Genomic DNA, 25,095 nt, shown 5'->3' with positions numbered 1-25,095 from the left:
AGCCGGCGCATCCCTAGGCTCATTGCAGACGTCCGGAGAAGCCGGGCACGGGAGCATATACTGCTGCCCGCTACAGCGAAAGGCACTGCCATGAGCATCATCTCTGTCGATACCGAACTCCTGCAGCTCAAGTCGGCCAACGTCCAGGCAACGGTGGAGCGGATCAGCGCCGACGTCCAGGCCATGAAACGGGGACTGGACGAGCTTCAGGGCTCCTGGCGCGGCTCCGCAGCCACCAACTTCCAGGCGCTGGTCACCGAATGGACCATCACGCAGGGCCGGGTGGAGTCTTCGCTGGCGTCCATCAACATGGCACTTGCCTCGGCGGCTGCCACGTACGCGCAGGCAGAGCAGGGGAATACCCAGCGGTTCAGCTAGGCCCGCCGCCGGACACCCGATCGTAGCCTTCGTCAGGCCTCGGGCGTGCCCTGGTGGAACCGCAGCCGCCAGCGCTCACCGTCAAGAACCCACAGGGAGCTCCGGAGGGTTGTGCCTGAGCGCGCGAAGCTCCGGTAGGTCAGCAGCACCGCGCCGGGGCCCACACGGTCCGCGCCGATGATCTCGATGTCGGTCCGCTCACCCGGGTCCTCTTCCAGCGCCATCATCATGGCATCCCGGGTCCAGACCCGGCCGGAGCTGCCGATTTCCAGGAAGTCAGGGTGCAGGAGGACGGCTGTCCTGCCAATATCACCGCGCACCAGGGGGCCCAGCAGTTCCCGCTCCAGCTGCTCCACGAGCGCTTCGGGCGGCGCCGCTTCAGCCGGGCCGGTTCCGGCGAGGTCGAAAGCCCCGTCACCAAGCTGGGCGAAATCCAGCTGGGCGTAGTCCTGGCTGGTGTCCTGCCGGGTCGGCTCCTGCTGGTTGAACAGGTCAGGCTCCCGGACGGCCGCCGCCGGAGTGTGGACCGGGCTTGCAGCCGTCCCCGCAGCACGTGCTCCCGACGCGGGAAGGTGGTGTGCACCGGGGAAGCCGGGCCCTGAGCGGGCGGCCACACCCTGCTGGTAGGCAGTGGCAGCAGCCCGGGCACGCTCGTCGGCGGCTTCGTTCAGGTCGTGCCCGGCGTGGCCCTTGACCCATTCGAACCGGTATTTGCGCCCCGCCAGTTCCCGGTCCAGTTCCTTGAGCAGGTCAACGTTCAGCACGGGCTTGCCGTCCGCCTTACGCCAGCCCTTCCGCTTCCAACCTGGCATCCACTTGGTGATGGAGTTGATGACGTACTGGCTGTCGCAGAGGATGTGCAGGTCCTCTTCGGGAAGATGGGCAGTGGCCCGCAGCAGATCCAGGACAGCCATCAGCTCGCCCTGGTTGTTGGTCCCGTGCGGCCATCCGCCGGCGCGCCAGCAGTCGTCGTCCACATACCAGGCCCAGCCTGCCGGGCCGGGATTTCCCAAAGCCGAACCGTCGGCCGCTGCTGTAATCGTCACCGGTCCATCCTGCCAGAAGACACCGACAAACAGAGGGTGGGGCCCCGCTTCCGGCCACTGCTGCCTGCTGTCACCGCTGCCTGCCCTCGCCGGACGAAGGAACACCACTTGGCAGGAAAGCGTTTACCGAAACTCCTTGACGGCGGCATCGGCGCCCGGCACAATCGGATGTCATACGAGAAAACGCTTTCTCTGACCCAGGCCAGGCGGGTGAGTACCCGTGGCCAACAAGGGAGAAAGCGTCTCCACAAGAACAAGGAAGGCACATCGATGACGATTCCAACCGGCAGGCGGAGGAAATTCCAGCTGGGCGCAGTAGCAGTGGCCCTCTCCCTCCTGGCAACAGGATGCGGCGCGTCCGGCGGTTCCGGCAACAGCGAGGAAGTGACGCTGCGGTTTGCCTGGTGGGGCAATGAGTACCTCAACGCACAGACCGAAAAGGTCATTGACGCTTTCGAAGCCGAGCACCCGAATATCAAGATCGAATCCGAGCCCGGTGAGTGGGCCAGCTACTGGGACAAGCTCGCCACCAAGACTGCTGCGAACGACGCGCCGGACGTCATCCAGATGGACCAGAAGTACATCGCCGAATACGGCGGACGCGGTGCCCTCCTGGATCTGTCCAAGCAGAAAGGCATCGACACCTCCAAGCTGGACAAGGAAGCGCTGGCATCAGGGCAGTACGACGACGCCCAGTATGGCCTGAGCACAGGCCAAAATGCCTACGTGGTCATGGCCAACACCAAAGTCTTTGAGGCGGCCAATGTTCCCCTCCCGGATGACACGAAGTGGACCTGGGATGACTTCATGGCCACGGCCGCCAAGATCAGCGCATCAGGTGACGGCAAGAACTACGGCGCGGCTTACGGCACCAACGAAGCGGACCTGATCATCTGGCTGCGGCAGCACGGCGAGAACCTCTATTCAGAGGACGGCAAGCTGGATTTCGATACCTCGACGGCCGCCTCCTTTTGGGAGCGCCTGAAGGAACAGCGTGATTCGAAGGCCAGCCCGCCCGCCACTGTCGCCACCGAAGACGCCGGCGCGGGGCTGGAAGAAAGCCTCTTCGGCACCAACAGGGTGGGCATGGCCTGGTGGTGGACAAACCAGCTCGGTTCCCTTGAGGCGACCACCGGCAGCAGCATCAAGATGCTCCGCGCGCCCAGCACGGACGGCTCCGCTGCAGGGAACGGCATGTACTACAAGCCCACCATGTTCTGGTCCGCCTCCTCCCGCTCAAAGCATCCGGAAGAGGCAGCCACCTTCATCAACTACCTGGCCAACAGCCCTGAAGCCGGGGCGATCCTGATGACGGACCGGGGCGTACCCACCAACCCGGACATCGTGGAGGGCATCACGCCCTCGCTGAAGCCTGCGGACACCACGGTGGTCAGCTTCCTGAAGGACATCGCCGCGGATATCAAGGAAGCACCGCCGGTTCCGCCGGTGGGTGCCGGCAGCGTGCAGAACGTCATCAAGCGGTACACCGATGAAGTCTTTTACGACCGACTCACGCCGCAGGCAGCTGCTGACGCATTCAAAAAGGAAGTTGAAGGAATGCTGGCCAGCGCCAGGAAGTAAAACTCCTGCTGGACAAAACAAATGCGGCCCCCTCGCAAGAGGGGGCCGCATTTATGTATCCGCGGGACCAGGCCCGGCAGGGAAGGCTTAGAAGCCGCCCATGCCGCCCATGTCGTCGCCGCCGCCAACCGGGGCAGCGTTCTTCTCGGGCTTGTCGGCCACAACTGCCTCGGTGGTGAGGAAGAGACCGGCAATGGAGGCCGCGTTCTGCAGGGCAGAGCGGGTCACCTTGACGGGGTCGTTCACGCCGGCAGCCAGCAGGTCGACGTACTCGCCGGTTGCGGCGTTCAGGCCGTGGCCTGCGGGCAGGCCGCGGACCTTGTCGACCACAACGCCCGGCTCCAGGCCGGCGTTGAAGGCGATCTGCTTCAGCGGGGCATCGATGGCAACGCGGACGATGTTCGCACCGGTTGCTTCGTCGCCGGACAGCTGCAGGTTGGCGAATGCCTTGGCACCGGCCTGGATGAGGGCCACGCCGCCACCGGCAACGATGCCTTCTTCAACAGCTGCCTTGGCGTTGCGCACAGCGTCTTCGATGCGGTGCTTGCGCTCCTTGAGCTCAACCTCGGTTGCGGCACCGGCCTTGATGACTGCAACGCCGCCGGCCAGCTTGGCCAGGCGCTCCTGCAGCTTCTCGCGGTCGTAGTCCGAATCGGAGTTCTCGATCTCGGCGCGGATCTGGGCCACGCGGCCGGCGATCTGGTCGGCGTCGCCGGCACCTTCGACAATGGTGGTCTCGTCCTTGGTGACAACAACCTTGCGTGCCTTGCCCAGGAGCTCCAGGCCTGCGTTCTCCAGCTTGAGGCCAACTTCTTCGGAGATGACCTGGCCGCCGGTGAGGACGGCGATGTCGGCAAGCTGTGCCTTGCGGCGGTCACCGAAGCCCGGAGCCTTGACGGCGACGGACTTGAAGGTGCCGCGGATCTTGTTGACGATCAGGGTGGCCAGGGCCTCGCCCTCGATGTCCTCTGCGATGATCAGCAGCGGCTTGTTGGACTGCATGACCTTTTCGAGGACAGCAACCAGTTCCTTGACGTTGGAGATCTTGGAGTTGACGATCAGGATGTACGGATCCTCGAGGACCGTTTCCTGGCGCTCGGCGTCCGTGACGAAGTAGGCGGAGATGTAGCCCTTGTCGAAGCGCATGCCTTCGGTGAGCTCAAGCTCCAGGCCGAAGGTGTTGGACTCCTCGACCGTGATGACGCCTTCCTTGCCCACCTTGTCCAGGGCTTCGGCGATGAGGGCACCAATTTCCTCGTCACCGGCGGAGATGGACGCCGTTGCGGCGATCTCTTCCTTGGTTTCGATTTCCTTGGCGGAGTTCAGCAGTTCGGCGGTGACGGCCTCAACGGCCTTCTCGATGCCGCGCTTGAGGGACAGCGGGTCGGCGCCGGCAGCAACGTTGCGCAGGCCTTCCTTCACCAGTGCCTGTGCCAGCACGGTTGCCGTGGTGGTACCGTCGCCGGCGACGTCGTCCGTCTTCTTGGCAACTTCCTTGACCAGCTCGGCGCCGATCTTCTCGTAAGGATCGTCCAGCTCGATCTCCTTGGCGATGGAAACACCATCGTTGGTGATCGTGGGGGCGCCCCACTTCTTCTCGAGGACGACGTTGCGTCCACGCGGGCCGAGGGTGACCTTAACGGCGTCGGCGAGGATGTTCAGGCCCCGCTCAAGGCCGCGGCGTGCCTCTTCATCAAATGCAATGATCTTGGCCATAACGGCAGTAGTCCTTTCGGGACAGTCGTTAAGAATGAACCTTCGCTGCAGTGCCCGCGACGGACGATCCTTCACCATCGGCCTCTGTATGCCTCCGGCTGCGGATCTCACTCCAGTTAGGTGTTTCTTCGCTCCTCGACCGGTGCAGCGCGCCGCGGGCCGGAACCAGCTTTGCTTTAGCAGTCGGTACGTCAGAGTGCTAACTCAATAATTAGCACTCCCCACGTTAGAGTGCAAGCGAATAAGACCCTGCTTTGCCCCGTTTAGCCGACGGCGAAGCTCAGCCCGCTGCCCGTCCGGCGGTCTCCCGGCCGCTGGGCACAGGATCGTTGTCGGCCGCGTACGTGTAGACGGTGAAGGTGGCGGTGGTGATGTCCCCGTTGGCGTCGAAGGCAATCGGGCCCGATTCGCCGTCGTAATTAATATCGGGGCGGGTCATGAGCCCTGCCCGGCAGTCTTTATATGTCTGGCAGGCATCGGCCTCCGGTTTCCCGGAGGATCCTTCCACCGCTCCTCCGGAGGCAGAGATCAGGTTGGCGGCGATGGAGCGGCCAGAGTCATCCTGCGCCCTGGCGGCAGCCAAGGCGGCAACGGTCACAGCGTCGTAGGCCTCGGCGGCGAACGAAACATCCTTCAGTCCTGGGTCCACCGTGAGCAGCCTGGCCTGGAAGTCGGCGTCGGGAAGCTGCCCTGCAACCACCGCGCGGGCGCCGTCGAGGAACGTGGCGGGCAGCCGGGAGCTGTAGCGGGCAAAGGCACCGTCGCTGAGGATGATCCGCTTCCCGTCCACACCGGCCTTGGCGAGTTCGGCCAGGACACCCTGGGCACCGTCCCGGGCGATGACAATCACAGCATCCGCTCCGGCCTTGCCGACCTCCGCGGCAGCAGGGCCAGCCTCGCCCGGTTTGAAGTCTTTGGTGGCTGCCACGTTCATTCCGGCCTGTTCCGCAGCGGTGGCGACGGCGGCTGACACGTCCGTGCCGTAGGAACCGTCCTGGTGCATCACGGCCACAGTTGTGGCGCCAGCGTCCTTGGCGAGCTTCACGAGGACGGGGCCCTGTGCGACGTCGGCAGCTGCGGTCCGGAAGTAATAGCCGCCGCTGTTGGAGGTGCTGAGGCCGGCGGCCGTGTTGGCGGGCGAGATGAGGGGTGTCCGGGCGCGGGACAGGATGTCGATGGCAGCGGCGGCGTGGCTCGAATCGGTGGGGCCGATCACAACGTCAGCTTTTGCGGAAACGAGTGCCTGGGCCTGCCCGGCGGCATCCTGGCCCGTTTCGGTAGGCAGCAGCTCCACCGGCTTGCCTTTGTGGCCGCCCGCGGCGTTGATCTCCTGCACGGCGAGCCTGGCGGCAGCGAGCTGGGGTGCGTTCAGGAAGGCGTTCTCGCCGGTGCTGTCCAGGATCAGCCCGATCCGCAGGGTGCCGTCCCCGGACGCCTCCGCCGGTTCCACCCTCGCGTTGCCGGTGGCACCGGAGCAGGCGGTCAGGGCGAGGGTTGAGCAGGCGGCAGCTGTGATGAGTGTCCGGCGGATGCCCGCGGGACGGAGGAAAGCGCTGTTCACTCGGCCGGCCGGACGCTTTCGGCCTGCGGGCCCTTCTCGCCTTCGCCGACTTCGAGCTCCACGCGCTGGCCTTCGTCGAGGGCCCGGTAGCCTTCGCCCTGGATGGCGGACCAATGGACAAAGATGTCATCACCCGTGCCGTCCACGGTGATGAAGCCGTAGCCCTTTTCCGCGTTGAACCATTTGACGGTCCCCAGTGCCATGTCCGACCACTCTTTCCATTGTGTCCGTTTGTCCACGCCGCGGTGTTCCGGCTGGCCCGAACCGAACCTGAAAATCACTCTAGCCAACTCCGTGCCCCCGGGGCGGGACGGCTCCGGGACAGCCGGCAATAGTTATTCAGGCGTAACAGCCGGGCAGGCAGGCAGGTGCGTGGCCGCCAGGACGGACGCTGTCTACCGGTAGCCGGGCCCCAGCACCACAACCAGGGGCACCTGGAATTCCGTGCTGTTCACCAGCGTGGGGATACCAAGGAGCTCTGCCAGCGCCTGGGCGCTGGCCAGCTGGCCTGCTCCCGAGTAGAAAATGGTGGACCTTTGCTGTGGCGAACCGGCCCAGTTGCCCACCTGCCCCAGCGTCCAGCCGTCAGCCTGGACCGTGCCGCCAACCCGGCTTGCCAGCCCTGCGGTGCCCGCGGCGTTGTAGATGGCCACAGCCTGGGCTTTGTTGATCAGTGCAGGGGCCTCGGCAGATGCGATCGGTGCGGATTTGGCCTCGGCGCTTGCTTCGGGTTCAGCCGTCGCGGAAGGCTGGGCATCAGCGGACGGAGAAGCGTCCGGAGTTGCCGAGGGCGTGGATCCGGTGCCGGCCAGCGGCGCTGCCTCCTGGCTGACGGAGGCCTGGTCACCGGCTGTGGCGAAACCCAGCTTGGGAAGGATCAGGAAAGACACCAGCCCAATGGCCAGTGCTGCCACGCCCACGGCGAGGATAGACCACAGCCGCACCCTGGCGGGGGCGGAAGCCGTGCGGTGGACACCTTGTCGCGAAGCAGTCTCCGGGACCTTGTCGAATTCATCGCGGGCATATCTGGTCATGGTGGATGACATCCTTGTTGGTTTGCTGCTGGAGGGCACAGCGGGAGCGTCTTACGCGTCGGACCCCAGGCGCCGTCCGGTACGTGCACGGTGACGCGACGTACGTAGTCTACGCAATCGCTTGACCAGCATGGGATCGTGGGCCAGCGCATCCTCGGTATCGATGAGCGCATTGAGCAGCTGGTAATAGTGGGTCGCGGAGAGGTCAAAGAGCTCCCGGATGGCCTGCTCCTTGGCACCGGCGTACTTCCACCACTGCCGTTCGAGGGCGAGCATCTGCTGCTCCCGCTCGCTCAGCGGCGAGTCACGGAGCGAGAAATCCGCCAGGAGTGAATGCCGTGGTTCCTGCTCCGGCAGGTGCTCCCGGGCTGGCTCCGCCACTGCATACTCCTTTGCTGGTTTACAAAAATGTCTGCCCCCCATGCTACGGGCGAATAACACCAATGTCATTTGCACACGGCCTGGCTGCCGGCCCCTCACCCTGGGCGTCCCTGCAAGAATGGGACGGTGTTTGAATCAGATGCTTTGTTCGAACTGGCGCAGCAACCGGCGGATGCAGTGGGTTTCGCGGAGCTGGCGCTGCTCCCCCTGGATGAGCTTATGGCACCTGACTGGGCTGCTGCTCTGGCGGGAGTGGAAAGCGAACTCCGCCACGTGCTCACCTTCCTTGCCGGCGAAGTGGCAGCGGGGCACCAGGTCCTGCCGGCGCCGTCGAACGTCCTGCGGGCCTTCCGGCAGCCGCTCGCGGACGTGAAGGTGCTCATTGTTGGCCAGGACCCCTACCCCACGCCGGGGCATGCGGTGGGGCTTTCCTTTTCGGTTGACCCGCGCACGCGGCCAATCCCACGGAGCCTGGCAAATATCTACCGCGAGCTGGAAGCGGATCTCGGTGTGCCCGCCCGGGTGCACGGGGACTTGTCCGCCTGGGCTGACCAGGGCGTGCTGCTCCTGAACCGGGTGATGACGGTGCGGGCGGGCTCCCCCGGCTCGCACCGCGGCAAAGGCTGGGAGAAGATCACGACGGCGGCCGTCACCGCCGTCGCAGGCCGGCGCCGTCCGGACGGGTCACGGCAGCCCCTCGTTGCAGTGCTGTGGGGCAAGGACGCGGACAGCGTCCGCCCCCTGTTGGACGGGGCGCCCGCGGTGGCGAGCGCCCACCCCAGCCCGTTGTCCGCGTCCCGCGGCTTCTTTGGTTCCCGCCCCTTCAGCCGGGTGAACGAACTCCTGCGCAGCCAGGGTGCGCCGGACGTAACCTGGGAGCTCCCGCCAGTCCCCTAGCTTAGGCTTGCCTTATGAGCACCGTGCCCGCCGCCACCAGCGCCACCAAAAAAAGCCGTCCGCAGATCAATCTCACTGTAATCCGGAGGGAAGAACTGTCCCCGCACATGGTCCGGATTGTTGCCGGCGGGGACGGCTTCGCAGACTTCTCCAACAACGAATTCGTTGACCGCTACGTCAAGATTGTTTTCCCGCAGCCGGGCATCGAGTACCCCTCCCCCCTGGACCTGTGGAGCATCCGCGAAACCATGCCGCGGGAACAGTGGCCCTACACCCGCACCTATACCGTCCGCTGGGTGGACGAGGCAGCCCGCGAACTGGCCATCGACTTTGTGGTGCACGGCGACGAGGGCTTGGCGGGTCCGTGGGCCGCGCAGGCGCAGCCGGGCCACACCCTGACGTTCACCGGCCCGGGTGGTGCCTACAACCCAGCACCCGACGCGGACTGGTACCTTTTCGCCGGTGATGAGGCTGCACTGCCGGCCATCGCGGCAGTCATCGAGTCGCTGCCGGCCGAAGCCACAGGCCTGGCCTTCCTTGAGGTGGATTCCGACGCCGACATCCAGCCCGTCGCTGCCCCGACGGGATTGGAACTGCGCTGGCTCACCCGCAACGGCGTTCCCGCCGGCGAGAGCAACCTCCTGGTCCAGGCCGTGGCGGACGCCGCGTGGCCTGCCGGCCGCGTGGACGTGTTCGCCCATGGCGAGCGTGGCTACATGAAGGCCCTGCGCGACGTCTTTTTCAAGCAGCGCGGCCTCGACCGCAGGCAGGTCTCGCTCTCGGGCTACTGGGCCAAGGGCCGGGTGGAGGACGTGTTCCAGGCGGAGAAGAAGCTGCCGGTCGGCCAGATCTAATCAGCGGCGGCGGGCCCGGCGCCGCTCGTTGCTCGCCAGGCTACGGGTCAGCGGCCGGGCGAGGGTGTCGCCGAGGACGATCCCGCCCGCCGTTCCCAGGACGATCGCACCGGCATTGAGCATCCCGCCGGCGCCGAGGAGGATCTCGGCTTCCTCGATGGTGAGCACATACATGGACCGGAAGATGGTCAGGCCCGGCAGCAGGATCAAGGCTGCCGGCACGGCCACCACAAGCTGCGGTGCCCCCATCCGCAGGGCAACCACGCGGGCCAGCAGGCCGATCACCACGGCGGCCAGCGCAGGCGAGAACCGGTCCCCGACTCCCAGCTGGCCGGCGGCGAGCAGCACGAAGTAGCCCGCCACTCCCACTCCCGCCGTGGGCAGCAGCAGCTTCCAGGTGGTCTGCTCCGTAATCCCGATGGCCATCACGGCCACCGCGACGAAGATCACCAGGACCCAGAGGTCGTAGGCCGGCGGGAACGTCTCCGTGACATCGATCCGCTGCATGCCTGTCAGCTCGCCCACCATGAAGGCGACGGCGATGCCCGCAACGATGGCGCCGAACGTCAGCAGCGTTGACAGGAACCGTCCCGCAGCCGTAACGGGGAAGCCGTTGATCGCATCCTGCACCGAGGAGACGAGGCGTCCCGTGGGCAGGAGCAGCAGGATTCCGCCCACCACCACGATGGCCGGCGATGTTGTCAGCCCGAACTGCCACAGCACCAGCGCCAGCTGTGTCACCACAAACGAACAACTGGCGGTGATGAAGAAGTCCGGCACCCGCCACCGGCCCAGTTGGCGGGCCAGCAGGCTGATGCCGATGTTGGCCACAAAGGCGATGGCCGAGGACACCGGCCCGCCGCCCAGGACGCCCACGAAGACCGCTGCGAAGGTCCCGAACGCCACCGTGACCAGCCACCGCGGGAACGGTTTAGGGCTGGTGATGGCCTCATCCAGCCGGCGGATGGCCTCGTCACGGCCCACTCCGCCAGCCACGATGTCCGTGACGAGCTGGTGGACCTTGGCCAGGCCCGCGTAGTTATTGGTCCAGGAGCGCACCACGCGCAGCAGCGCGATGGGTGTCTGGTCCTTGGGAGCGTAGTTGATGCCGACGGACTGGTTGGTGATGTCCACTTCGATGTTCTTCAGCCCCAGCGCCGCGGTGACGGCGATGATGCTGGTTTCCACCTCCAGCGCACCGGCGCCGTAGCGGAACATCGTCTCGGCCAGGTGCAGGACGAAGTCGAGGGTCTTGCGGGCAGAGGTGTCGACGCCGCCCACCTGGATCATCGGGTTGGCGTAGGGGCTGCCGGTGAGCCGGTCCACGATGCTCAAAGGAGCGGTGGGCGGGCTTTCGCCCTGGACCAGGCGCCGCAGCATTCTTTTCGCGGCGGCGTTCTGGCGCGCCTGGGAGGCTGTCAGTGGTTCCGTTTTGGGCAGGCCGTCCGTCTGCGGCCTGTGCCCGGGGTACTCGGGCCGGTCAGTCATGGTTGCCTCCTCCCAGTGCGGTGCAGGGTCCCGGTGCGGTGTTGTGACCAGTCTTTCAGGCCGTACGCCTCAGGGGCAGCTTGCCCAGCACCGTGCGGGCTGCGGCCACGGCGGCCCGGGCCAGGCGGTTGGCGTGGAAGACGGCGGGCCGGACCGGCATCACGAAGTCACCCACCAGCTGGACCACTTCTCCGCCGAAACCCTTTTTGAACTCGTAGCCGCCGTGGCCTTCCTCGTCCTGCCCGGAAATGCCGAACGTTCCGTAGAAGTTGTACCGCGGGTATCCCTTTTCCAGCGCGTGCAGCATCATTCCCCAGTAGAGCGAGGTGGCCCCGTTGAAGTAGATGTAGTCCTGCACGGTGCCGCCGATCACGCACACCACTTCGTCCCCGTAGCAGACGAAGTGGATGGCGGCCACGGTGGCAACACCCACGGAGTCGGGGAACCGCTCGATGTCCGTGAGGCTCCGCTCGTAGCTGTCCACAAGATCCTGGACCACTTTGAGCCGGTTCGCCTTTTTCTTGCTGCCGGTCTCTTCCACCTCGCGGCGCAACTCCGCCGCGGTGGCTGATTCGGCCGCCATCCGCTCGGTGATGGATTTCCGGTAGGCCGGGATGTCGATCTTCGCCATCATGAGCTTGGTGAATTCCGGGGACGTGGTCCGGAGCAGGTGCTCGTAGTAGGCGCGCTCGCGGTAGACGAATCCCTTTTCGTCCCCGGCCTTACTCAGCGCACCGTAGAACTCGTCCAGGGTTTCCAGCGTGGCCTGTTCCAGGAAGACGCCGTTTTTCTCCGCTTTCCGGATGGCCTTGCGGGTCCGGTAGCTGGTGCCCATGATGAGCTCTTCGGCGTCCTTGATTCCGGTCAGGTCCTTGATGAACATCCAGTTCACGTTGACGAAGTTCATCTCCAGTCCCTGGTGCTGGAAGCCCAGTCCGGACAGCCGTGACACCAGCGGACGGTTGTCCTCAACCTCCGGGTGCTCTGCACCGTCCTCGTCGCGGGCGATGTACTTCAGGTTGGGGGAAATCCGCAGTTCCGCGGCTTTGCGCTCCGCAGCCCGCCGGCGGAGGAGTCCGACGACGTCCCGCACCAGTTCAAGGTCCGTGTAGTCCATCAGGGGACCCTTGGCGCATTCACACACCGTGTACCCCAGCCGCGTAGTGGTGTAGTTCAGCTTCCCGGCCGCCACCAGTTCGCCGCCGCGCCGGATGCCAAAGAGCTCCACCTGCTGGCCGCGGGCGCGCTGGAATCGGGCGAAGTCGACGGACTGGAGGAAGCTGTTTTGCGGGTGCTTGACCGCAAAGGCCTCGAACTCTGAGTCGCTGAGGAGGGCAAATTCAAGATCGGTGCCGGTGGTGACTGGATTCAAGGGATTTCCTTATTCACGGTGTGCGGCTAACAGGAAAGCCGCTGGATCAGGGACGGGTATGCGGGCGGCCTTGTTTACAGTCCGGGGTTCAGCCTGCGGACTAAGCCTGCGCCGGGGCTGCGGTCAGTAGAACTGCTGGCCGGTCCGCGCCGTTTCAATCCGGCGGAAGACCTTTTCTGCGCCGTTGACCCAGAGGCGGTGGCGGAGCGGGGCAAGGATGTAGTCGTGGCAGCCCACAAAATCCGTGACGGTTTTGGTGAAGCTGGTCTTGAACATCCCCATGCCGTACAGGTTGTGGCTCTTGTCCTTGATCCGGGAGGCAGGCGGTGTTCCACAGAAGTCGTATTCAGTGCAGCCAAGTTCCTGCATCCGCCGGATGGCTGCCCACTGGACCAGGTGCGAATCGCCGTACTGTTTGCGGTTCTGGGTGGAACCGCCGTCCTTGTACGTTGCTTTGGCGCCGTAATTGATCACGAAGGCGCCCACGCTGGGTTTGCCGTCCTCGTAGACGAAGAAGAAGTTGCCCTGGCCGCGGCTGCAGAACTCGTCCCAGAACGCCGCGTAGTACTCGTAGCTGCGCAGGGGCATGGAGCCCTTGGCGTTCACAGTGTCCGCCATGAGGTCATAAAGCGCACGGTAGGTTGCGGGCCCGGGTTCTTCCCGCAGCACCTCGCAGCCTTCCCGTTCAGCGCGGCGGATGGCGTTGCGGGCCCGGGAGGAGATTGCTTTGAAGACTGTTTCTTCGGCGCCGGAGATGTCCAGCAGCGCGGTGGAGTCGTTGGACTGGATGTTGGGGGCCTTCACCAGGCCGGCGGCGGCCAAGTGCGCCTGGGCATCGGCGGAGTCCACGATGTCCGGTTCGATCTTGATGGTGAAGACGTTGAGTTTCCTGTCGCGGACAAAGGCTGCGCAGGCTTCCATCGCTGCCTCGAGGTCCCCGGCAGCTGCCAGGTCAGGGCCCTTGATGAGGTACCAGAGCCGGCCCATGACCGGAAACTTTTTCTCCAGCACGAGGTTGTAGCTGGCAGAGCCAGGGCTTTCCAGGACCAGGAACCGGACTTTCCAGCCAGCGCCGTTTTTTACCGTCGCGTACGCGGCGGACTGCAGCATGTTGCCGCCGTTCGGGTTGGCCGTGACGTGCTTGTCCCAGTTTTCAATTTCCTCGGCTGTGGCAAAACGTGCGGTGAATTCTCGCAAAGGGGCCGTGTCCAATCGGGGGTTGTGCGCGGTTCTGTACTCGTGGCTGCGTGCGGACATGCAGCCTCAAGTCTAAAGCCTGGCGGCACGGCGGCTTTTCAGTCGAGCGGACTCGAGCCGCATCTCAAAGCTGGAGCCGGCCCTGTTGCCTTGACTCCAGCAAGGCTCTTGGCAAGGGTTGGGGCATGCAGCAGGTGGAACCATCCCCGCGGAAAAATCAGGAACCGCCGGGCATCAGCAGGCAGGTCCTGGTGTTGGTTGCCTTCGTGGCTGCATCGTTCCTTGTGGCGGGTCTCGGCTCGCTCGCCACCTTCAACAACGTGAGCGGCTGGTACGCCGCCGCGGACAAGGCGCCCTGGTCACCGCCGAACTGGGTGTTCGGCCCGGTCTGGACTTTTCTCTATACCGGGATGGCCGTGGCCGCCTGGCTGGTGTGGCGCAAGCAGGAGTTCGGCACCCCCCGCGCCTTGCGGCTATATGGCCTCCAGCTTGCCTTGAACCTCGCGTGGACGCCCGTGTTCTTCGGCCTCTACCCCGCCATCGGCGGAGCCGCCCTGTGGCTGGCTCTGGCCATCATCTTGGCCCTGATCGCCGCCGTCGCGGTTACTGTGCTGGCGTTCGGCCCCATCAGCCGCACGGCTGGCGTGCTCCTCCTGCCCTACGTGACCTGGCTGGTGTTCGCTGCGACGCTGAACTTGTGGGCCGCCCTCAACAACTAAGGGCGGTCCACCTGTCGCTTTCAGGCCCTGCTAACACACGGCCACGTTGACGGCGAGGCCGCCCATGGCCGTTTCCTTGTATTTGGAGCTCATGTCCTTGCCGGTCTCGCGCATGGTGACGATGACCTCATCCAGGGAGACCCGGTGGGAGCCGTCACCCCAGAGCGCCATCTTCGCGGCGTTGATCGCCTTGGCCGCGGCGATCGCGTTCCGTTCGATGCACGGCACCTGCACCAGCCCACCGATCGGATCGCAGGTCAGGCCCAAGTTGTGCTCCATTGCGATCTCGGCAGCGTTCTCCACCTGCGCCGGGGTTCCGCCCATCACCTCGGCCAGTCCCGCCGCCGCCATGGACGACGCCGATCCCACCTCGCCCTGGCAGCCCACCTCGGCCCCTGAGATGGACGCCTGCTCCTTGTACAGCACCCCGACGGCGCCCGCTGTGAGCAGGAACTTGACCACAACGTCATCGCGGTCCTCCTTGGTGGCATTCTCCATCCCGGGGGCGTAATGCAGGGCGTAGTACAGGACCGCCGGGATGATCCCCGCCGCACCGTTCGTGGGGGCGGTAACCACCCTGCCGCCGGAGGCGTTTTCCTCATTGACCGCCAGGGCGATCAAGTTAACCCACTCCTGCCAATACTTCGGGTCCCGGTCCTTGTCTTCCTTCAGCAGGCGGTCATGCCAGTCGGGGGCACGACGGCGGACCTTCAGTCCCCCGGGCAGCAGCCCTTCACGCTTCAGGGACACCTGCACGCAGTCCTCCATCACCGACCAGATGTGCAGCAGGCCCTCACGGATGTCCTCTTCGGAGCGGGAGGCCTTCTCGTTGACCAGCATGATGTCGGCAATGGAAAGTCCTTTGGACTGGCTGCGGCCCAAAAGTTCCGCGGCGGTGCGGAAGGGCAGCGGAAGTTCTTTCTTGGACTCCTCCAGCTGTTGCCGTGCAGCGTCCTCCTCGCCTTCCCGGACGATGAAGCCGCCGCCCACCGAGAAGAAAGTGGCGGTGTGCAGGATCTCGTCCTCGGCGTCGAAGATGGTGAAGGTCATGCCGTTGGTGTGCCGCGGCAGGATGGTCAGCGGCCGCAGCACCATGTCCTGCACGCCGTACGGCAGGGGCACTGCACCGGCGAGTTGCAGGGTCCCGGTCTCGGCAATGGCCGCGAGCCGTTCCTCCACCTCGTCCGGCAGGATCAGCTCCGGATGGAAGCCCTCCAGTCCCAGCAGGATCGCGGTCATGGTGCCGTGCCCGTGGCCGGTCGCTGCGAGGGAACCGTAAAGGTCCACCCGCAGCGATGCCACACGGTCCAGCGCTCCGGAGGACTTCAGCTCCTCGGCGAAGACGGCGGCAGCCCGCATCGGCCCGACGGTGTGCGAACTCGAAGGCCCGATCCCGATGGAGAAGAGATCAAAGACACCAACAGCCATGTGCGTAAATCCTTAATAGTGGTTTGGTGCTGCTTGACGGGGATTACAGGTCCCCGCCATTTTTGGACGCGTACTCCTGCGCAGACAGCAGGGGTCCTTCGGACTCGGCAGCTACCTTGAAGAGCCAGCCGGCTCCATAGGGATCGTTGTTGATCAGCGCGGGATCATCCACAACTCCAGTATTGATCTCCACCACCTCACCCGTCACTGGCGAGTACAAATCGGAGACCGACTTCGTAGACTCCACTTCACCACAGGTCTCCCCCGCCGTCACCGTGGCACCCACCTCGGGCAGGTCCACGTAGACGATGTCGCCGAGGGCATCCGTAGCGACAGCGGAAATCCCGATCGACACAAGGTTCCCACCCTCCCGGGCCACCCACTCGTGCTCGTCGGAGTACTGCAGGTCAGCGGCAACTTTTGCCATGTGTTCTTTTTCCTTTGTTTGTTGTTTGAAAACTCTTCGTGGCTGGGTTGGGTGCGGCTGTGCGGATTCCTCCGCGTACTGGCTCGTTCCTCGCCTCTGACGTACGCTTCCGGAATCCTCACAGCCGCCAAAGCAGGTTCAGTTTTCGAGGCCAACAGTTCCCGGAAAACAAACACGTCGCCAGAGTGCCGCGGCTCCGGACTCCAAGAACCGCAACCACCGCCCCGACGTCCCACCCCTCAGCCTCGCGGGATTTAACCGCCTAGGTTGGTGAGCAGACCGCGAGGGCACGGCGGAGCCGGGCTTTTCGAAAGCGTGCGTCAAAGCGAGGAACGAGCAGCACGCGTGAAAAGTCCGGTCCGGCGCGCCCGGACGCAACCCGCAGCCCACGGAATCGGTGACCTGCCGGACCCGACGGGCCAAAGGCGACCACATCCAGGCACCCAAGTAAGCACGCGTGAAAAGTCCGGTCTGCCGGGACCGGACGCAACCAGGAGCCGCGGAACCTAGTTGGCGCGCTTGTAGAACGGGAGGTCGACGACTTCGAAGGGCTCTGCCTTGCCGCGCAGATCGATGTCCAGTGGCGTGCCTGGCTGGGTGAACCCGACGTCGACGTATGCCATGGCGATGGGGTAGCCGAGGGTGGGCGAGGGCTGGCCGGAGGTGACTTCGCCGACGACGCTGCCGTCCTTGAGGACCGGGTAGTGGGCGCGGCCGGCCCGGCGGCCCAATCCCTTGAGCCCGACGAGCCTGCGCCCGGCAGTGGAACCGGCGCCCGCTTCCTTTTTGGCTGCCAGGGCGGCCTTGCCCACGAAGTCACCTTCTTTGGACAACGCGACGACGGGCCCCAGGCCTGCTGCGAACGGGTCGCCCTGCAGCGACAGCTCGTTGCCGTAGAGGGGCATCCCCGCTTCGAGCCGGAGGGAGTCGCGGGAGGCCAGGCCCGCGGGCGTCAGCTCGCCGTCGTCGGCGATGGCGGCGAGCGCCTGCCAAAGCCCGGGGGCGTCGTCGTTGGACACAAAGATCTCGAAACCGTCCTCGCCGGTGTAGCCGGTCCGGGCGAGCAGCAGGTCCAGTCCTGCGCCGCCCACCAGGAACGGGACTTCGACGGCGGCGTAGTACTTCAGGTCCGTCACGAGGCTGTGCTGCGCGGCAGGGACCAGGCGGAGCAGCAGTTCCTGCGCCTTGGGGCCCTGCACCGCGATCAGGGAAGTGGCATCGGAAGCGTCGTCCACCTGCACGTCGAACCCGGCAGCCCTCTTGGCCAGTTCAGCGGCCACCACGGCGGCGTTGCCGGCGTTGGGGACCACCAGGAAGACGTCGGTGCCGTCAGCGGCCGGCGGCCGCCGGTAGGTGATGAGGTCGTCGATGATGCCGCCGTCCTCGTTGCAAATCAGCGAGTATTTGGCTTTGCCCACGGGCATCGCCAAAATTTTTCCCACCAGGGCGTAGTCCAGGAAGGCGGCGGCGTCCGGCCCGGCCACCCAGACCTCACCCATGTGGGAGAGGTCGAACAGCCCGGCACTCTTGCGGACGGCGTGGTGCTCGGCGAGCTCGGAGCTGTACTTCAGGGGCATCTGCCAGCCGCCGAAGTCGGTAAAGGAGGCACCGAGCTTCTTGTGCTCCTCATAAAGGGCGGTGTACTTCTCACTCATGCGGTCAGCCTTCCGAGCCGGTGGTTGAGCTTGTCGAATCCTCGAACTCGGACAGCGGCGGGCAGGAGCAGATCAGGTTGCGGTCGCCGGCCGCGCCGTCGATGCGGCCCACCGGAGGGAAGTACTTGTCCTGCTTGAGCGACTTCACCGGGAACACCGCCTGTTCGCGCGGGTAGGCACGGTCCCAGTCGCTGCTGATGGCGGCGGCCGCGGTGTGCGGGGCGTTGCGCAGCGGGCTGTCCGCCACGGAGAACTCGCCGTTCGCCACCTGGTCGATTTCGGCGCGGATGGAGATCATGGCCTCGATGAAGCGGTCAATCTCGCCAAGATCCTCGGATTCCGTGGGCTCCACCATGAGGGTGCCCGCCACGGGGAAGGCCAGGGTGGGGGCGTGGAAGCCGTAGTCGATGAGGCGCTTGGCCACGTCCTCCGCGGTGACGCCGGTCTTGGCGGTCAACTCGCGCAGGTCCAGGATGCACTCGTGGGCTACCAGTCCCCCTTCACCGGTGTACAAGACCGGGAAGAAGTCGTTCAGCCGGGCGGCGACATAGTTTGCTGCCAGCAGCGCGGACTTGGTGGCTTCGGTGAGCCCCTGTCCGCCCATCAGCTTCACGTAGGCCCAGGAGATGGGCAGCACGCCCGCGGAGCCGTACTTGGACGCGGAGATCGGCACGCCGTTTCCTTCGGTCCAGGTGACCGCGTTGCCGGGCATAAACGGTGCCAGGTGCGCCTTGGCAGCAACAGGTCCGACGCCGGGTCCCCCACCGCCGTGCGGGATGCAGAATGTCTTGTGCAGGTTCAGGTGGGACACGTCGCCGCCGAACTTGCCCGGCTGGGCCAGGCCCACCAGGGCGTTGAGGTTGGCGCCGTCGATGTACACCTGGCCGCCGGCCGCGTGGATGGCGTCGCAGACTTCGCGGACGTCGGCGTCGTACACACCGTGGGTGGACGGGTAGGTGATCATGATGGCCGACAGGGCGTCCTTGTGGGCCTCGATCTTGGCGTACAGGTCGGCGTGATCGATGGTGCCGTCGGCAGCAGTAGCGACGACAACAACCTTCATGCCCGCGAGCACAGCGGAAGCGGCGTTGGTGCCGTGGGCGGAAGCCGGGATCAGGCAGATGTTGCGCTGCTGATCACCACGGGAGTGGTGGTACCCGCGGATCGCCAACAGGCCCGCGAGCTCGCCCTGCGACCCGGCGTTCGGCTGGATGGATACCTGGTCATACCCGGTGATCTCTGTCAGCTGTGCTTCCAGGTCCGCAATGAGTTCGCGCCAGCCCTCGGTCTGGGAGTCCGGGGCGAACGGGTGGATTGAAGCGAACTCGGGCCAGGAAATGGCTTCCATCTCGGCGGTGGCGTTCAACTTCATGGTGCAGGAGCCCAGCGGAATCATGGTGCGGTCCAGCGCCAGGTCCCGGTCAGAAAGCTTCCGGATGTAGCGCAGCAGCTGGGTCTCCGAGCGGTGGGTGTTGAACACCGGGTGCTGCAGGAAGTCGGAGGAACGCTCGACGGCGGCGTCCAGGGCAAAATCGTCTGTCGTCTGAACCGGCCCGGCGCCAAAGGCGGCCACTCCAAAAGCTTCAAGCACGCCGTCGACGATTGCCGCCGTCGTCGTTTCATCGGTTGAGAAGCCCACCGTGTCCGCGTCGATGCTGCGCAGGTTGATGCCCGCAGCCTCAGCGGCGGCGACGATGCCCGCGGCCTTCCCGGGGACGGAGACCGTCACGGTGTCGAAGAAGCTGGTGTGCAGCACGTCGAAGCCGGCGGCTTTGAGGGACGCTGCGAGGGTCTTGGCGTGGGTGTGCGCGGACCGGGCGATCGCCTTCAGGCCCTCCGGGCCGTGGTACACCGCGTACATCGAGGCAACGATCGCCAACAGCGCCTGGGCGGTGCAGATGTTGGAGGTGGCCTTCTCGCGGCGGATGTGCTGCTCGCGGGTCTGGAGGGCCAGACGGTAGGCGGGCACTCCGGCGTTGTCCTTGGAAACTCCCACCAGGCGGCCGGGCATGGAGCGTTCCAGGCCCTTCTGCACCGCCATGTATGCGGCGTGCGGACCGCCGTAGAACAGCGGGACGCCAAAACGCTGGGCTGAGCCGACGGCGATGTCGGCGCCCTGCTCGCCGGGAGGCGTAATGAGGGTGAGGGCCAGGAGGTCGGCGGCAACAGTCACCAGGGCTCCGCGTTCCTTCGCCTCGGCGATGACCGCGGTGTGGTCAAAGACCCGGCCGGAGGCGCCGGGCTGCTGGAGGACAACGCCGTTGATGGCGCCGTCGGGCAGTCCCTGTGCGAGGTCGGCGACCTCCACCTCGAAGCCGAGCGCCTCGGCGCGGCCCTTGACGATGGCGATGGTCTGCGGCAGGCAGTCCGCATCCAGCACCGTCTTGCCGTCCCGGGCGGCTGCGTTCTTGTTGGCCCGGCGCATCATCAGCACGGCCTCGGCGACGGCGGTGGCTTCGTCCAGCAGGGAAGCATTGGCGATCGGCAGCCCCACCAGGTCCTCGACCATGGACTGGAAATTCAGCAGTGCTTCGAGGCGGCCCTGGGAAATCTCGGGCTGGTAGGGCGTGTACGCGGTGTACCAGGCCGGGCCCTCAAGGATGTTGCGGCGGATCACCGGCGGGGTCACGGTGTCGTAGTAGCCCTGGCCGATCATCTGCACAGCAGTCTTGTTCTTCGCCGCCAGCCGGCGCAGCTCAGCGAGCGCCTCGACTTCGCTCAGGGCGCCGGCCAGCTCCAGTGCCGAATCCTGGCGGATGTCCTTGGGCACGGCGGTATCAACCAGTGCGTCCACGGTGTCGTAGCCCACGGCTTTAAGCATGGTGTCGACGTCGGCCTGGCGGCGGGCGCCGATGTGCCGGTCAACGAAGGTGGCAGCCGGAGCAGTGGCTGGGTTGGCGGAGGCTGGAATGGCGGAGGCTGGAATGGCGGAGGCTGGGGAGGCGGAGGCCGAAATAGCAGTCACGAGGAACTCCATACATAAGGCGGCGCAGGGTACGCCACATCGATTCGGGTCCTCCCCGCTCTGTAACTGGACCTGAGAGTTTCCGCGGTCCCTGCTTGCGCCGGTCCCGCTTGCACCGTCGGTGAGCACAGCAGTCCAGGAACCGGGACGGTTTCCCGGGGCGGACAGCGTGCTGCTTTCCAGAGGTGCCTCGCCGCGGCGGTACATGGGCCTGTGAGATTCCTGGGGAGGTATTGCTCCTACGGCGCCTGCTTGTACCTTCTGGCAGAACTCTCCCGCCGCAGATCAAAGGCTATTCAATTAGGTTGTTTTTGCTGGCTGCCGGAACGGCCGGCACATGGACCAATTCTCCTACGCCGCCGTCCCCCGGGCAAATGAACGGCTAGCCCCGCAGCCGGTCGACGGCGGCCAGCAGTTCCTTCACATCCGCCTCCCGGCTTCCGGGCTTTCCGGACGGCCCGCTCTCCCACATGGCATTGAAGTACAGCCCGTCCCCCATGTAGAGGACAGCTTTTGCCATGGCCGGGCCCACATCCTTGCCGATGAGCTCCAGCCACTGGTGCTGGATCGCAGCGAAGCGGCGGCGTGCTTCCTCGTGGGCCACTTCAGCCAGGCGCGTGGCGGCGACGAAGGACCGGTCCATGGGGGTGTCGGACCAGAGCGATGACCGGATGAAATAGGCGGCCGCCCCTTCCGGTGCCGCCGCCATGGCGTCAAGGTCCTCCCCCGCCAGGCGGTCCAGCCGTTCAAGGGTGGCCGCGATCAGCGTTTCCTTGTTGGGGAAGTGGTACAGCAGCCCGCCCTTGGAGACGCCTGCCCGCTTCGCCACGGCGTCCAGGGTGGCGGCACGCTCCCCCACATCGATCAGGAGTTCTTCAAAGGCATCGAGGACTGCGTCCCGCGCCACGGGTTTTCTGGCCATGGTTCCAATCATGCATTGACGGGAACGGGTTTCTTAACTGTACCGTCCGGACGGTATATTTAAACGATGACCGCTTCCTCCGCATCGCAGCAAAACCACACCCGCCTGAACGCCACAGCGGGTCAGGCACCTGTTTCACCCCGGAGGGCGGGGCGCGACTGGCTCGCGCTGGCGCTGCTGATGTTCCCGGTCCTCCTCGTCGCGGTCGACAACACGGCACTGACGTTCGCGCTGCCCGCGATAGCGCGGGCACTGGACACCTCCGGCGTCGAACTGCTGTGGATCGTGGATGCCTACCCGCTCGTGCTGGCCGGGCTGCTGGTTGCCATGGGCAGCCTGGGTGACCGGATCGGGCGGCGCCGGCTGCTGATCATCGGCAGCATCGGCTTCGCCGCAGTGTCAGCCGCAACGGCTTTCGCTCCCAGCGCCGGATGGCTGATCGCAGGCCGCGCCGCGCTCGGGTTCTTCGGAGCGATGCTGATGCCCTCCACGCTGTCGCTGATCCGCAACATCTTCCCGGACCCCAACCGCCGCCGGCTGGCCATCGCCATCTGGGCCGCCGGGTTTTCCGGCGGTGCCGCCCTGGGGCCGATCTTCGGCGGCTGGCTGGTGGAACAGTTCTGGTGGGGAGCAGTCCTCCTGGTGGCAGTGCCCATCATGCTTCCGCTGCTGGCATTTGGCCCGGCGTTTATTCCGGAGTCCCGCGACCCCAACCCGGGCAGGGTGGATGCGCCGAGCATCCTGCTTTCGCTGTTGACCATGGTGCCGGTGGTCTACGGCATCAAGGAGTACGCCACCGAGGGACCAAACCCTGTGGCCCTGGGAAGCATCGCCTTCGGGCTGGCCATGGGCGCCGCCTTTGTCCGCCGCCAACACCGGCTGGACAGCCCCCTGCTGGACATGTCCCTCTTCCGGAACCGGGTATTCAGCATGGCCATCACGGCGAACATCCTGGCCCTGTTCTCCTTCAACGGCTTTATCCTCTTCCTGGCCCAGCACCTTCAACTCCTTGAAGGCATGTCCCCCTCGGCCGCAGGAGTGGCCATGATTCCGGCCCTGCTGGCAACCGTGGCGGCGGGCCTCGCGGTGGTGCCCCTGGTCCGGAAGATCCGCCCTGGCTTCGTGGTGGGCGCCGGTCTCGCCATGAGCGCTGCCGGGTACAGCCTGGTGGCGTTCGGCAGCCACGAGAACGGCCCGGCGCTCCTGCTGGCAGCCCTGCTGGTCCTGGCACTGGGCGTGGGGACGGCGGAGACTATCTCCAACGACCTCATCCTCGGCAGTGTTCCGTCGGAGAAGTCCGGAGCCGCGTCGGCCATTTCCGAGACCGGATACGAGGTTGGTGCGCTGCTCGGCACGGCGGTGCTGGGCTCGATCCTCACGGCCTCCTACCAGCACAACCTGCGGCTGCCGGCCGGCGTTGCGGAGGCCGCCAGCGGCCAGGGCGCTGCGCATGCCGGGCAGACCCTTGCCGGAGCCATGGAACTGGCGGCGGGGCTTCCCGCTCCGATGGCCGACGCCCTCCGGCAGGCTGCCGGCGCCGCCTTCGACTCAGGAGTGCACGTCACCGCGGCGATCGGGCTGGTACTGATGGCGACGGCGGCAGTACTTGCCGCCGTCGTCCTGCGGAAAGTGCCCAAGGCCGGCTAAGGGGAAGCATTCCGGCAGGCGGACGAGACAAAACAGCGCCCGGTGCCGGACTTTCGAAGTCCGGCACCGGGCGCTGAATGCTTAGTGAGCCGCGGTGGGCTACTTTGAGTCGGGCGCCGTAACGCTGGCTGTGGCCTTCATAGTCTCGGCGTTGACCATCCATGCGAACTGCTCGAGCTTGGCAATGAATTCGTGCAGGAGGTCGGCGGACGTGGGGTCTTCCTCGTCCACTTCGTCATGGACCTTGCGCATGGTGCCCACGGCTGCCTCCAGGGCGGCCACGATGCGCTCGATCGCATCCTTGGTGTTGATGAGCCCCTCAGGGAAGGGGGCAAGGCTGGTGGATTCCGCCACCGTGGAGCTCCGCCCGTCCGGCAGGGCGTGCAGCGCGCGCATCCGCTCGGCCGCATCGTCGGCGAACTGGCGGGCGGCGTCCACGATTTCATCCAGCTGCAGGTGGAGGTCGCGGAAGTTGGTTCCCACGATGTTCCAGTGGGCCTGCTTGCCCTGGATGTGCAGTTCAATCAGGTCCACGAGCACAGCCTGAAGGTTGTTGGTCAGTGTCGGTGAAGCTTTCATGCGTCCTCCTCGATTGGTCCAGTAATTCCCGACGCTATCAGCCCGCCATCCTGCAGGCGGTAACCCCTGCAGCAATTTCTCAGTGAGCTTACTAACCCTGCCCGCAGTGACATAAAAGAACGTGATTCATATTTTCCCTTGCATCTGCGGCCGTCGCACCGCATACTAAATGAACGTCATTCATTTAGTGACCGTCGTCTCACTGGAGTAGCAAACATGATTGAAATTTCCTGCCTCGGCGCACCCGCTTCCCTGGCCCGGACAACGCAGTCCGCCCGGCCCGCCCTGCGCGTCGGCGTGGTCCAGCACCGGTGGCACCCGGACAGCGCCGTCCTCCAAGCCGAACTGGACGAGGGGATTGGCCGGGCCGCCCGCCTGGGAGCCTCCGTGGTCTTCCTCCCCGAGCTGACGCTTTCGCGCTACCCTGCGGATACCCGCCCGCACAATGACCCCTCCGAAGGACCCGCCAGGACCCGGCCCTCGGACATCGCCGAGGACCTGCTGACCGGCCCCACCTTCCGCTTCGCCGCGGAAGCTGCCCGCCGCCACGGGGTATCCGTCCACGCGTCCCTGTACCAGCGTGCGGAGAACCCGGACGGCCAGGACGACGGCCTGGGACTGAACACCGCCATTCTGGTCTCCCCGGCCGGCGAGCTCCTGGCAAGGACACACAAGCTCCACATCCCCGTCACCGCCGGATACTACGAGGACAAGTTCTTCCGCCAGGGACCGGCCGCCGCCGACGCCTACGAAGTCCACACTCCCGCCGAACTTGGCGGCGCGAAGCTGGGAATGCCCACCTGTTGGGACGAATGGTTCCCCGAGGTTGCCCGGCTGTACTCCCTGGGCGGGGCGGACATAGTGGTGTACCCCACCGCCATCGGCTCCGAACCGGACCACCCCGATTTCGATACCCAGCCGCTGTGGCAGCAGGTCATTGTGGGCAACGGCATCGCCAACGGCCTGTTTATGATCGCCCCGAACCGCTGGGGCAGCGAAGGCACCCTGAACTTCTACGGTTCGTCCTTCATCTCCGACCCCTACGGCCGCATCCTGGCCCAAGCTCCGCGGGATGAGTCCGCTGTGCTCGTGGCGGACCTGGACCTGGACCAGCGGAAGGACTGGCTGACCCTGTTCCCCTTCCTCGCAACGCGCCGGCCGGACACCTATGGCCGCCTCACCGAGCCGGTCCGCCAGAATGAACTCCTGGGCGGCGAACGCGGTTTCGCCGAGGTCTGCTCGTGACCG

At 65.7% G+C, this 25,095-nt stretch carries 22 protein-coding genes and 2 riboswitches; of the genes, 7 read left to right on the top strand and 15 right to left on the bottom strand.

Annotation, left to right across the window (positions count from 1 at the left end; translation table 11 throughout):
* The first annotated feature begins 90 nt into the window (after window positions 1-90).
* A complete protein-coding gene (locus tag BMX78_RS05020; RefSeq protein WP_091417210.1) occupies window positions 91-378 on the top strand; it encodes a WXG100 family type VII secretion target in 288 nt (95 codons plus the stop codon).
* Between the two features lie 32 nt (window positions 379-410).
* On the opposite strand, the gene BMX78_RS05015 is transcribed toward BMX78_RS05020, so the two are convergent.
* The gene (locus tag BMX78_RS05015) at window positions 411-1,424 is read right to left on the bottom strand and encodes a ribonuclease HI family protein (RefSeq protein WP_091417209.1); all 1,014 of its coding nucleotides are present in this window, start codon (window positions 1,422-1,424) and stop codon (window positions 411-413) included.
* 270 nt (window positions 1,425-1,694) lie between these two features.
* On the opposite strand from BMX78_RS05015, the gene BMX78_RS05010 reads away from it, so the two are divergent.
* Window positions 1,695-3,005, top strand: coding sequence for an ABC transporter substrate-binding protein (locus BMX78_RS05010; RefSeq protein WP_091417207.1), 1,311 nt, complete (start codon window positions 1,695-1,697; stop codon window positions 3,003-3,005).
* Window positions 3,006-3,092: 87 nt separating this feature from the next.
* Here the strand turns inward: BMX78_RS05010 and groL are convergent, their stop codons facing one another.
* The 5 genes from groL to BMX78_RS04985 form a co-directional block, all read right to left on the bottom strand.
* A complete protein-coding gene (groL, locus tag BMX78_RS05005; protein WP_091417205.1) occupies window positions 3,093-4,721 on the bottom strand; it encodes a chaperonin GroEL in 1,629 nt (542 codons plus the stop codon).
* A gap of 280 nt (window positions 4,722-5,001) precedes the next feature.
* Window positions 5,002-6,282, bottom strand: a complete 1,281-nt coding sequence (locus BMX78_RS05000; RefSeq protein WP_286138794.1) for an ABC transporter substrate-binding protein — start codon at window positions 6,280-6,282, stop codon at window positions 5,002-5,004.
* Complete coding sequence (locus BMX78_RS04995; RefSeq protein WP_091417924.1) at window positions 6,279-6,485, bottom strand: cold-shock protein; 207 nt, start codon at window positions 6,483-6,485, stop codon at window positions 6,279-6,281. Before BMX78_RS04995 ends, BMX78_RS05000 begins: the two co-directional genes overlap by 4 nt.
* 192 nt (window positions 6,486-6,677) lie before the next feature.
* The gene (locus tag BMX78_RS04990; protein ID WP_091417204.1) at window positions 6,678-7,316 is read right to left on the bottom strand and encodes a LytR C-terminal domain-containing protein; all 639 of its coding nucleotides are present in this window, start codon (window positions 7,314-7,316) and stop codon (window positions 6,678-6,680) included.
* Window positions 7,317-7,367: 51 nt separating this feature from the next.
* Window positions 7,368-7,697: a DUF3263 domain-containing protein gene (locus tag BMX78_RS04985; protein WP_091417202.1), complete on the bottom strand. Its 330-nt coding sequence runs from the start codon at window positions 7,695-7,697 to the stop codon at window positions 7,368-7,370.
* A gap of 126 nt (window positions 7,698-7,823) precedes the next feature.
* Between BMX78_RS04985 and BMX78_RS04980 the strand changes: the two genes are divergently transcribed.
* The gene (locus tag BMX78_RS04980) at window positions 7,824-8,594 is read left to right on the top strand and encodes a uracil-DNA glycosylase (RefSeq protein ID WP_091417200.1); all 771 of its coding nucleotides are present in this window, start codon (window positions 7,824-7,826) and stop codon (window positions 8,592-8,594) included.
* Window positions 8,595-8,608: 14 nt separating this feature from the next.
* A complete protein-coding gene (locus tag BMX78_RS04975; protein ID WP_091417198.1) occupies window positions 8,609-9,448 on the top strand; it encodes a siderophore-interacting protein in 840 nt (279 codons plus the stop codon).
* Here BMX78_RS04975 and BMX78_RS04970 read toward each other — a convergent pair whose 3' ends face one another.
* The 3 genes from BMX78_RS04970 to BMX78_RS04960 form a co-directional block, all read right to left on the bottom strand.
* Entirely contained in the window at window positions 9,449-10,936 is a 1,488-nt protein-coding gene (locus BMX78_RS04970; protein ID WP_091417196.1) for a threonine/serine exporter family protein, read from the bottom strand.
* 55 nt (window positions 10,937-10,991) lie between these two features.
* A complete protein-coding gene (locus BMX78_RS04965; protein ID WP_091417194.1) occupies window positions 10,992-12,308 on the bottom strand; it encodes a peptidoglycan bridge formation glycyltransferase FemA/FemB family protein in 1,317 nt (438 codons plus the stop codon).
* A 123-nt stretch (window positions 12,309-12,431) separates the two neighbouring features.
* Entirely contained in the window at window positions 12,432-13,565 is a 1,134-nt protein-coding gene (locus BMX78_RS04960) for a lipid II:glycine glycyltransferase FemX (RefSeq protein ID WP_091417193.1), read from the bottom strand.
* Between the two features lie 125 nt (window positions 13,566-13,690).
* On the opposite strand from BMX78_RS04960, the gene BMX78_RS04955 reads away from it, so the two are divergent.
* The gene (locus BMX78_RS04955) at window positions 13,691-14,224 is read left to right on the top strand and encodes a TspO/MBR family protein (RefSeq protein WP_091417191.1); all 534 of its coding nucleotides are present in this window, start codon (window positions 13,691-13,693) and stop codon (window positions 14,222-14,224) included.
* A 30-nt stretch (window positions 14,225-14,254) separates the two neighbouring features.
* Here BMX78_RS04955 and BMX78_RS04950 read toward each other — a convergent pair whose 3' ends face one another.
* The 5 genes from BMX78_RS04950 to BMX78_RS04930 form a co-directional block, all read right to left on the bottom strand.
* Entirely contained in the window at window positions 14,255-15,652 is a 1,398-nt protein-coding gene (locus tag BMX78_RS04950; RefSeq protein ID WP_091417189.1) for an L-serine ammonia-lyase, read from the bottom strand.
* A 43-nt stretch (window positions 15,653-15,695) separates the two neighbouring features.
* Window positions 15,696-16,079 carry a glycine cleavage system protein GcvH gene (gene gcvH, locus BMX78_RS04945; RefSeq protein ID WP_091417187.1) on the bottom strand — a complete coding sequence of 128 codons (384 nt, stop codon included), beginning with the start codon at window positions 16,077-16,079 and terminating at the stop codon, window positions 15,696-15,698.
* Between the two features lie 506 nt (window positions 16,080-16,585).
* On the bottom strand, window positions 16,586-17,734 hold the full coding sequence (gene gcvT / locus BMX78_RS04940) for a glycine cleavage system aminomethyltransferase GcvT (protein ID WP_091417186.1): 1,149 nt from the start codon (window positions 17,732-17,734) through the stop codon (window positions 16,586-16,588).
* Between the two features lie 4 nt (window positions 17,735-17,738).
* Window positions 17,739-20,711: an aminomethyl-transferring glycine dehydrogenase gene (gene gcvP, locus BMX78_RS04935; RefSeq protein ID WP_286138793.1), complete on the bottom strand. Its 2,973-nt coding sequence runs from the start codon at window positions 20,709-20,711 to the stop codon at window positions 17,739-17,741.
* 38 nt (window positions 20,712-20,749) lie between these two features.
* A riboswitch (glycine riboswitch) is annotated at window positions 20,750-20,887 on the bottom strand.
* Between the two features lies 1 nt (window position 20,888).
* A riboswitch (glycine riboswitch) is annotated at window positions 20,889-20,987 on the bottom strand.
* Window positions 20,988-21,081: 94 nt separating this feature from the next.
* Window positions 21,082-21,621 (bottom strand): TetR/AcrR family transcriptional regulator, encoded by a 540-nt coding sequence (locus BMX78_RS04930; RefSeq protein WP_091417920.1) that lies wholly within the window; start codon window positions 21,619-21,621, stop codon window positions 21,082-21,084.
* A 66-nt stretch (window positions 21,622-21,687) separates the two neighbouring features.
* Between BMX78_RS04930 and BMX78_RS04925 the strand changes: the two genes are divergently transcribed.
* Complete coding sequence (locus BMX78_RS04925) at window positions 21,688-23,268, top strand: MFS transporter (protein WP_091417185.1); 1,581 nt, start codon at window positions 21,688-21,690, stop codon at window positions 23,266-23,268.
* A 99-nt stretch (window positions 23,269-23,367) separates the two neighbouring features.
* Here BMX78_RS04925 and BMX78_RS04920 read toward each other — a convergent pair whose 3' ends face one another.
* A complete protein-coding gene (locus tag BMX78_RS04920) occupies window positions 23,368-23,847 on the bottom strand; it encodes a Dps family protein (RefSeq protein WP_091417183.1) in 480 nt (159 codons plus the stop codon).
* A gap of 216 nt (window positions 23,848-24,063) precedes the next feature.
* Between BMX78_RS04920 and BMX78_RS04915 the strand changes: the two genes are divergently transcribed.
* Window positions 24,064-25,092 carry a nitrilase-related carbon-nitrogen hydrolase gene (locus BMX78_RS04915; protein WP_091417181.1) on the top strand — a complete coding sequence of 343 codons (1,029 nt, stop codon included), beginning with the start codon at window positions 24,064-24,066 and terminating at the stop codon, window positions 25,090-25,092.
* Window positions 25,093-25,095: the final 3 nt, after the last annotated feature.

It is taken from the genome of Arthrobacter sp. OV608 (assembly GCA_900110595.1).
Lineage (GTDB): Bacteria > Actinomycetota > Actinomycetes > Actinomycetales > Micrococcaceae > Arthrobacter.
This window is presented reverse-complemented; position numbering and strand designations above follow the sequence as displayed.

Bases quoted from the DNA above. Each gene is read 5' to 3' on its own strand.
- BMX78_RS05020 (WP_091417210.1), top strand. From the start codon at position 91: ATGAGCATCATCTCTGTCGATACCGAACTCCTGCAGCTCAAGTCGGCC.
- BMX78_RS05010 (WP_091417207.1), top strand. From the start codon at position 1,695: ATGACGATTCCAACCGGCAGGCGGAGGAAATTCCAGCTGGGCGCAGTA.
- groL (WP_091417205.1), bottom strand. From the start codon at position 4,721: ATGGCCAAGATCATTGCATTTGATGAAGAGGCACGCCGCGGCCTTGAG.
- BMX78_RS04995 (WP_091417924.1), bottom strand. From the start codon at position 6,485: ATGGCACTGGGGACCGTCAAATGGTTCAACGCGGAAAAGGGCTACGGC.
- BMX78_RS04990 (WP_091417204.1), bottom strand. From the start codon at position 7,316: ATGACCAGATATGCCCGCGATGAATTCGACAAGGTCCCGGAGACTGCT.
- BMX78_RS04975 (WP_091417198.1), top strand. From the start codon at position 8,609: ATGAGCACCGTGCCCGCCGCCACCAGCGCCACCAAAAAAAGCCGTCCG.
- BMX78_RS04970 (WP_091417196.1), bottom strand. From the start codon at position 10,936: ATGACTGACCGGCCCGAGTACCCCGGGCACAGGCCGCAGACGGACGGC.
- BMX78_RS04960 (WP_091417193.1), bottom strand. From the start codon at position 13,565: ATGTCCGCACGCAGCCACGAGTACAGAACCGCGCACAACCCCCGATTG.
- BMX78_RS04955 (WP_091417191.1), top strand. From the start codon at position 13,691: ATGCAGCAGGTGGAACCATCCCCGCGGAAAAATCAGGAACCGCCGGGC.
- BMX78_RS04950 (WP_091417189.1), bottom strand. From the start codon at position 15,652: ATGGCTGTTGGTGTCTTTGATCTCTTCTCCATCGGGATCGGGCCTTCG.
- gcvH (WP_091417187.1), bottom strand. From the start codon at position 16,079: ATGGCAAAAGTTGCCGCTGACCTGCAGTACTCCGACGAGCACGAGTGG.
- gcvT (WP_091417186.1), bottom strand. From the start codon at position 17,734: ATGAGTGAGAAGTACACCGCCCTTTATGAGGAGCACAAGAAGCTCGGT.
- gcvP (WP_286138793.1), bottom strand. From the start codon at position 20,711: ATGGAGTTCCTCGTGACTGCTATTTCGGCCTCCGCCTCCCCAGCCTCC.
- BMX78_RS04930 (WP_091417920.1), bottom strand. From the start codon at position 21,621: ATGGCCAGAAAACCCGTGGCGCGGGACGCAGTCCTCGATGCCTTTGAA.
- BMX78_RS04925 (WP_091417185.1), top strand. From the start codon at position 21,688: ATGACCGCTTCCTCCGCATCGCAGCAAAACCACACCCGCCTGAACGCC.
- BMX78_RS04920 (WP_091417183.1), bottom strand. From the start codon at position 23,847: ATGAAAGCTTCACCGACACTGACCAACAACCTTCAGGCTGTGCTCGTG.
- BMX78_RS04915 (WP_091417181.1), top strand. From the start codon at position 24,064: ATGATTGAAATTTCCTGCCTCGGCGCACCCGCTTCCCTGGCCCGGACA.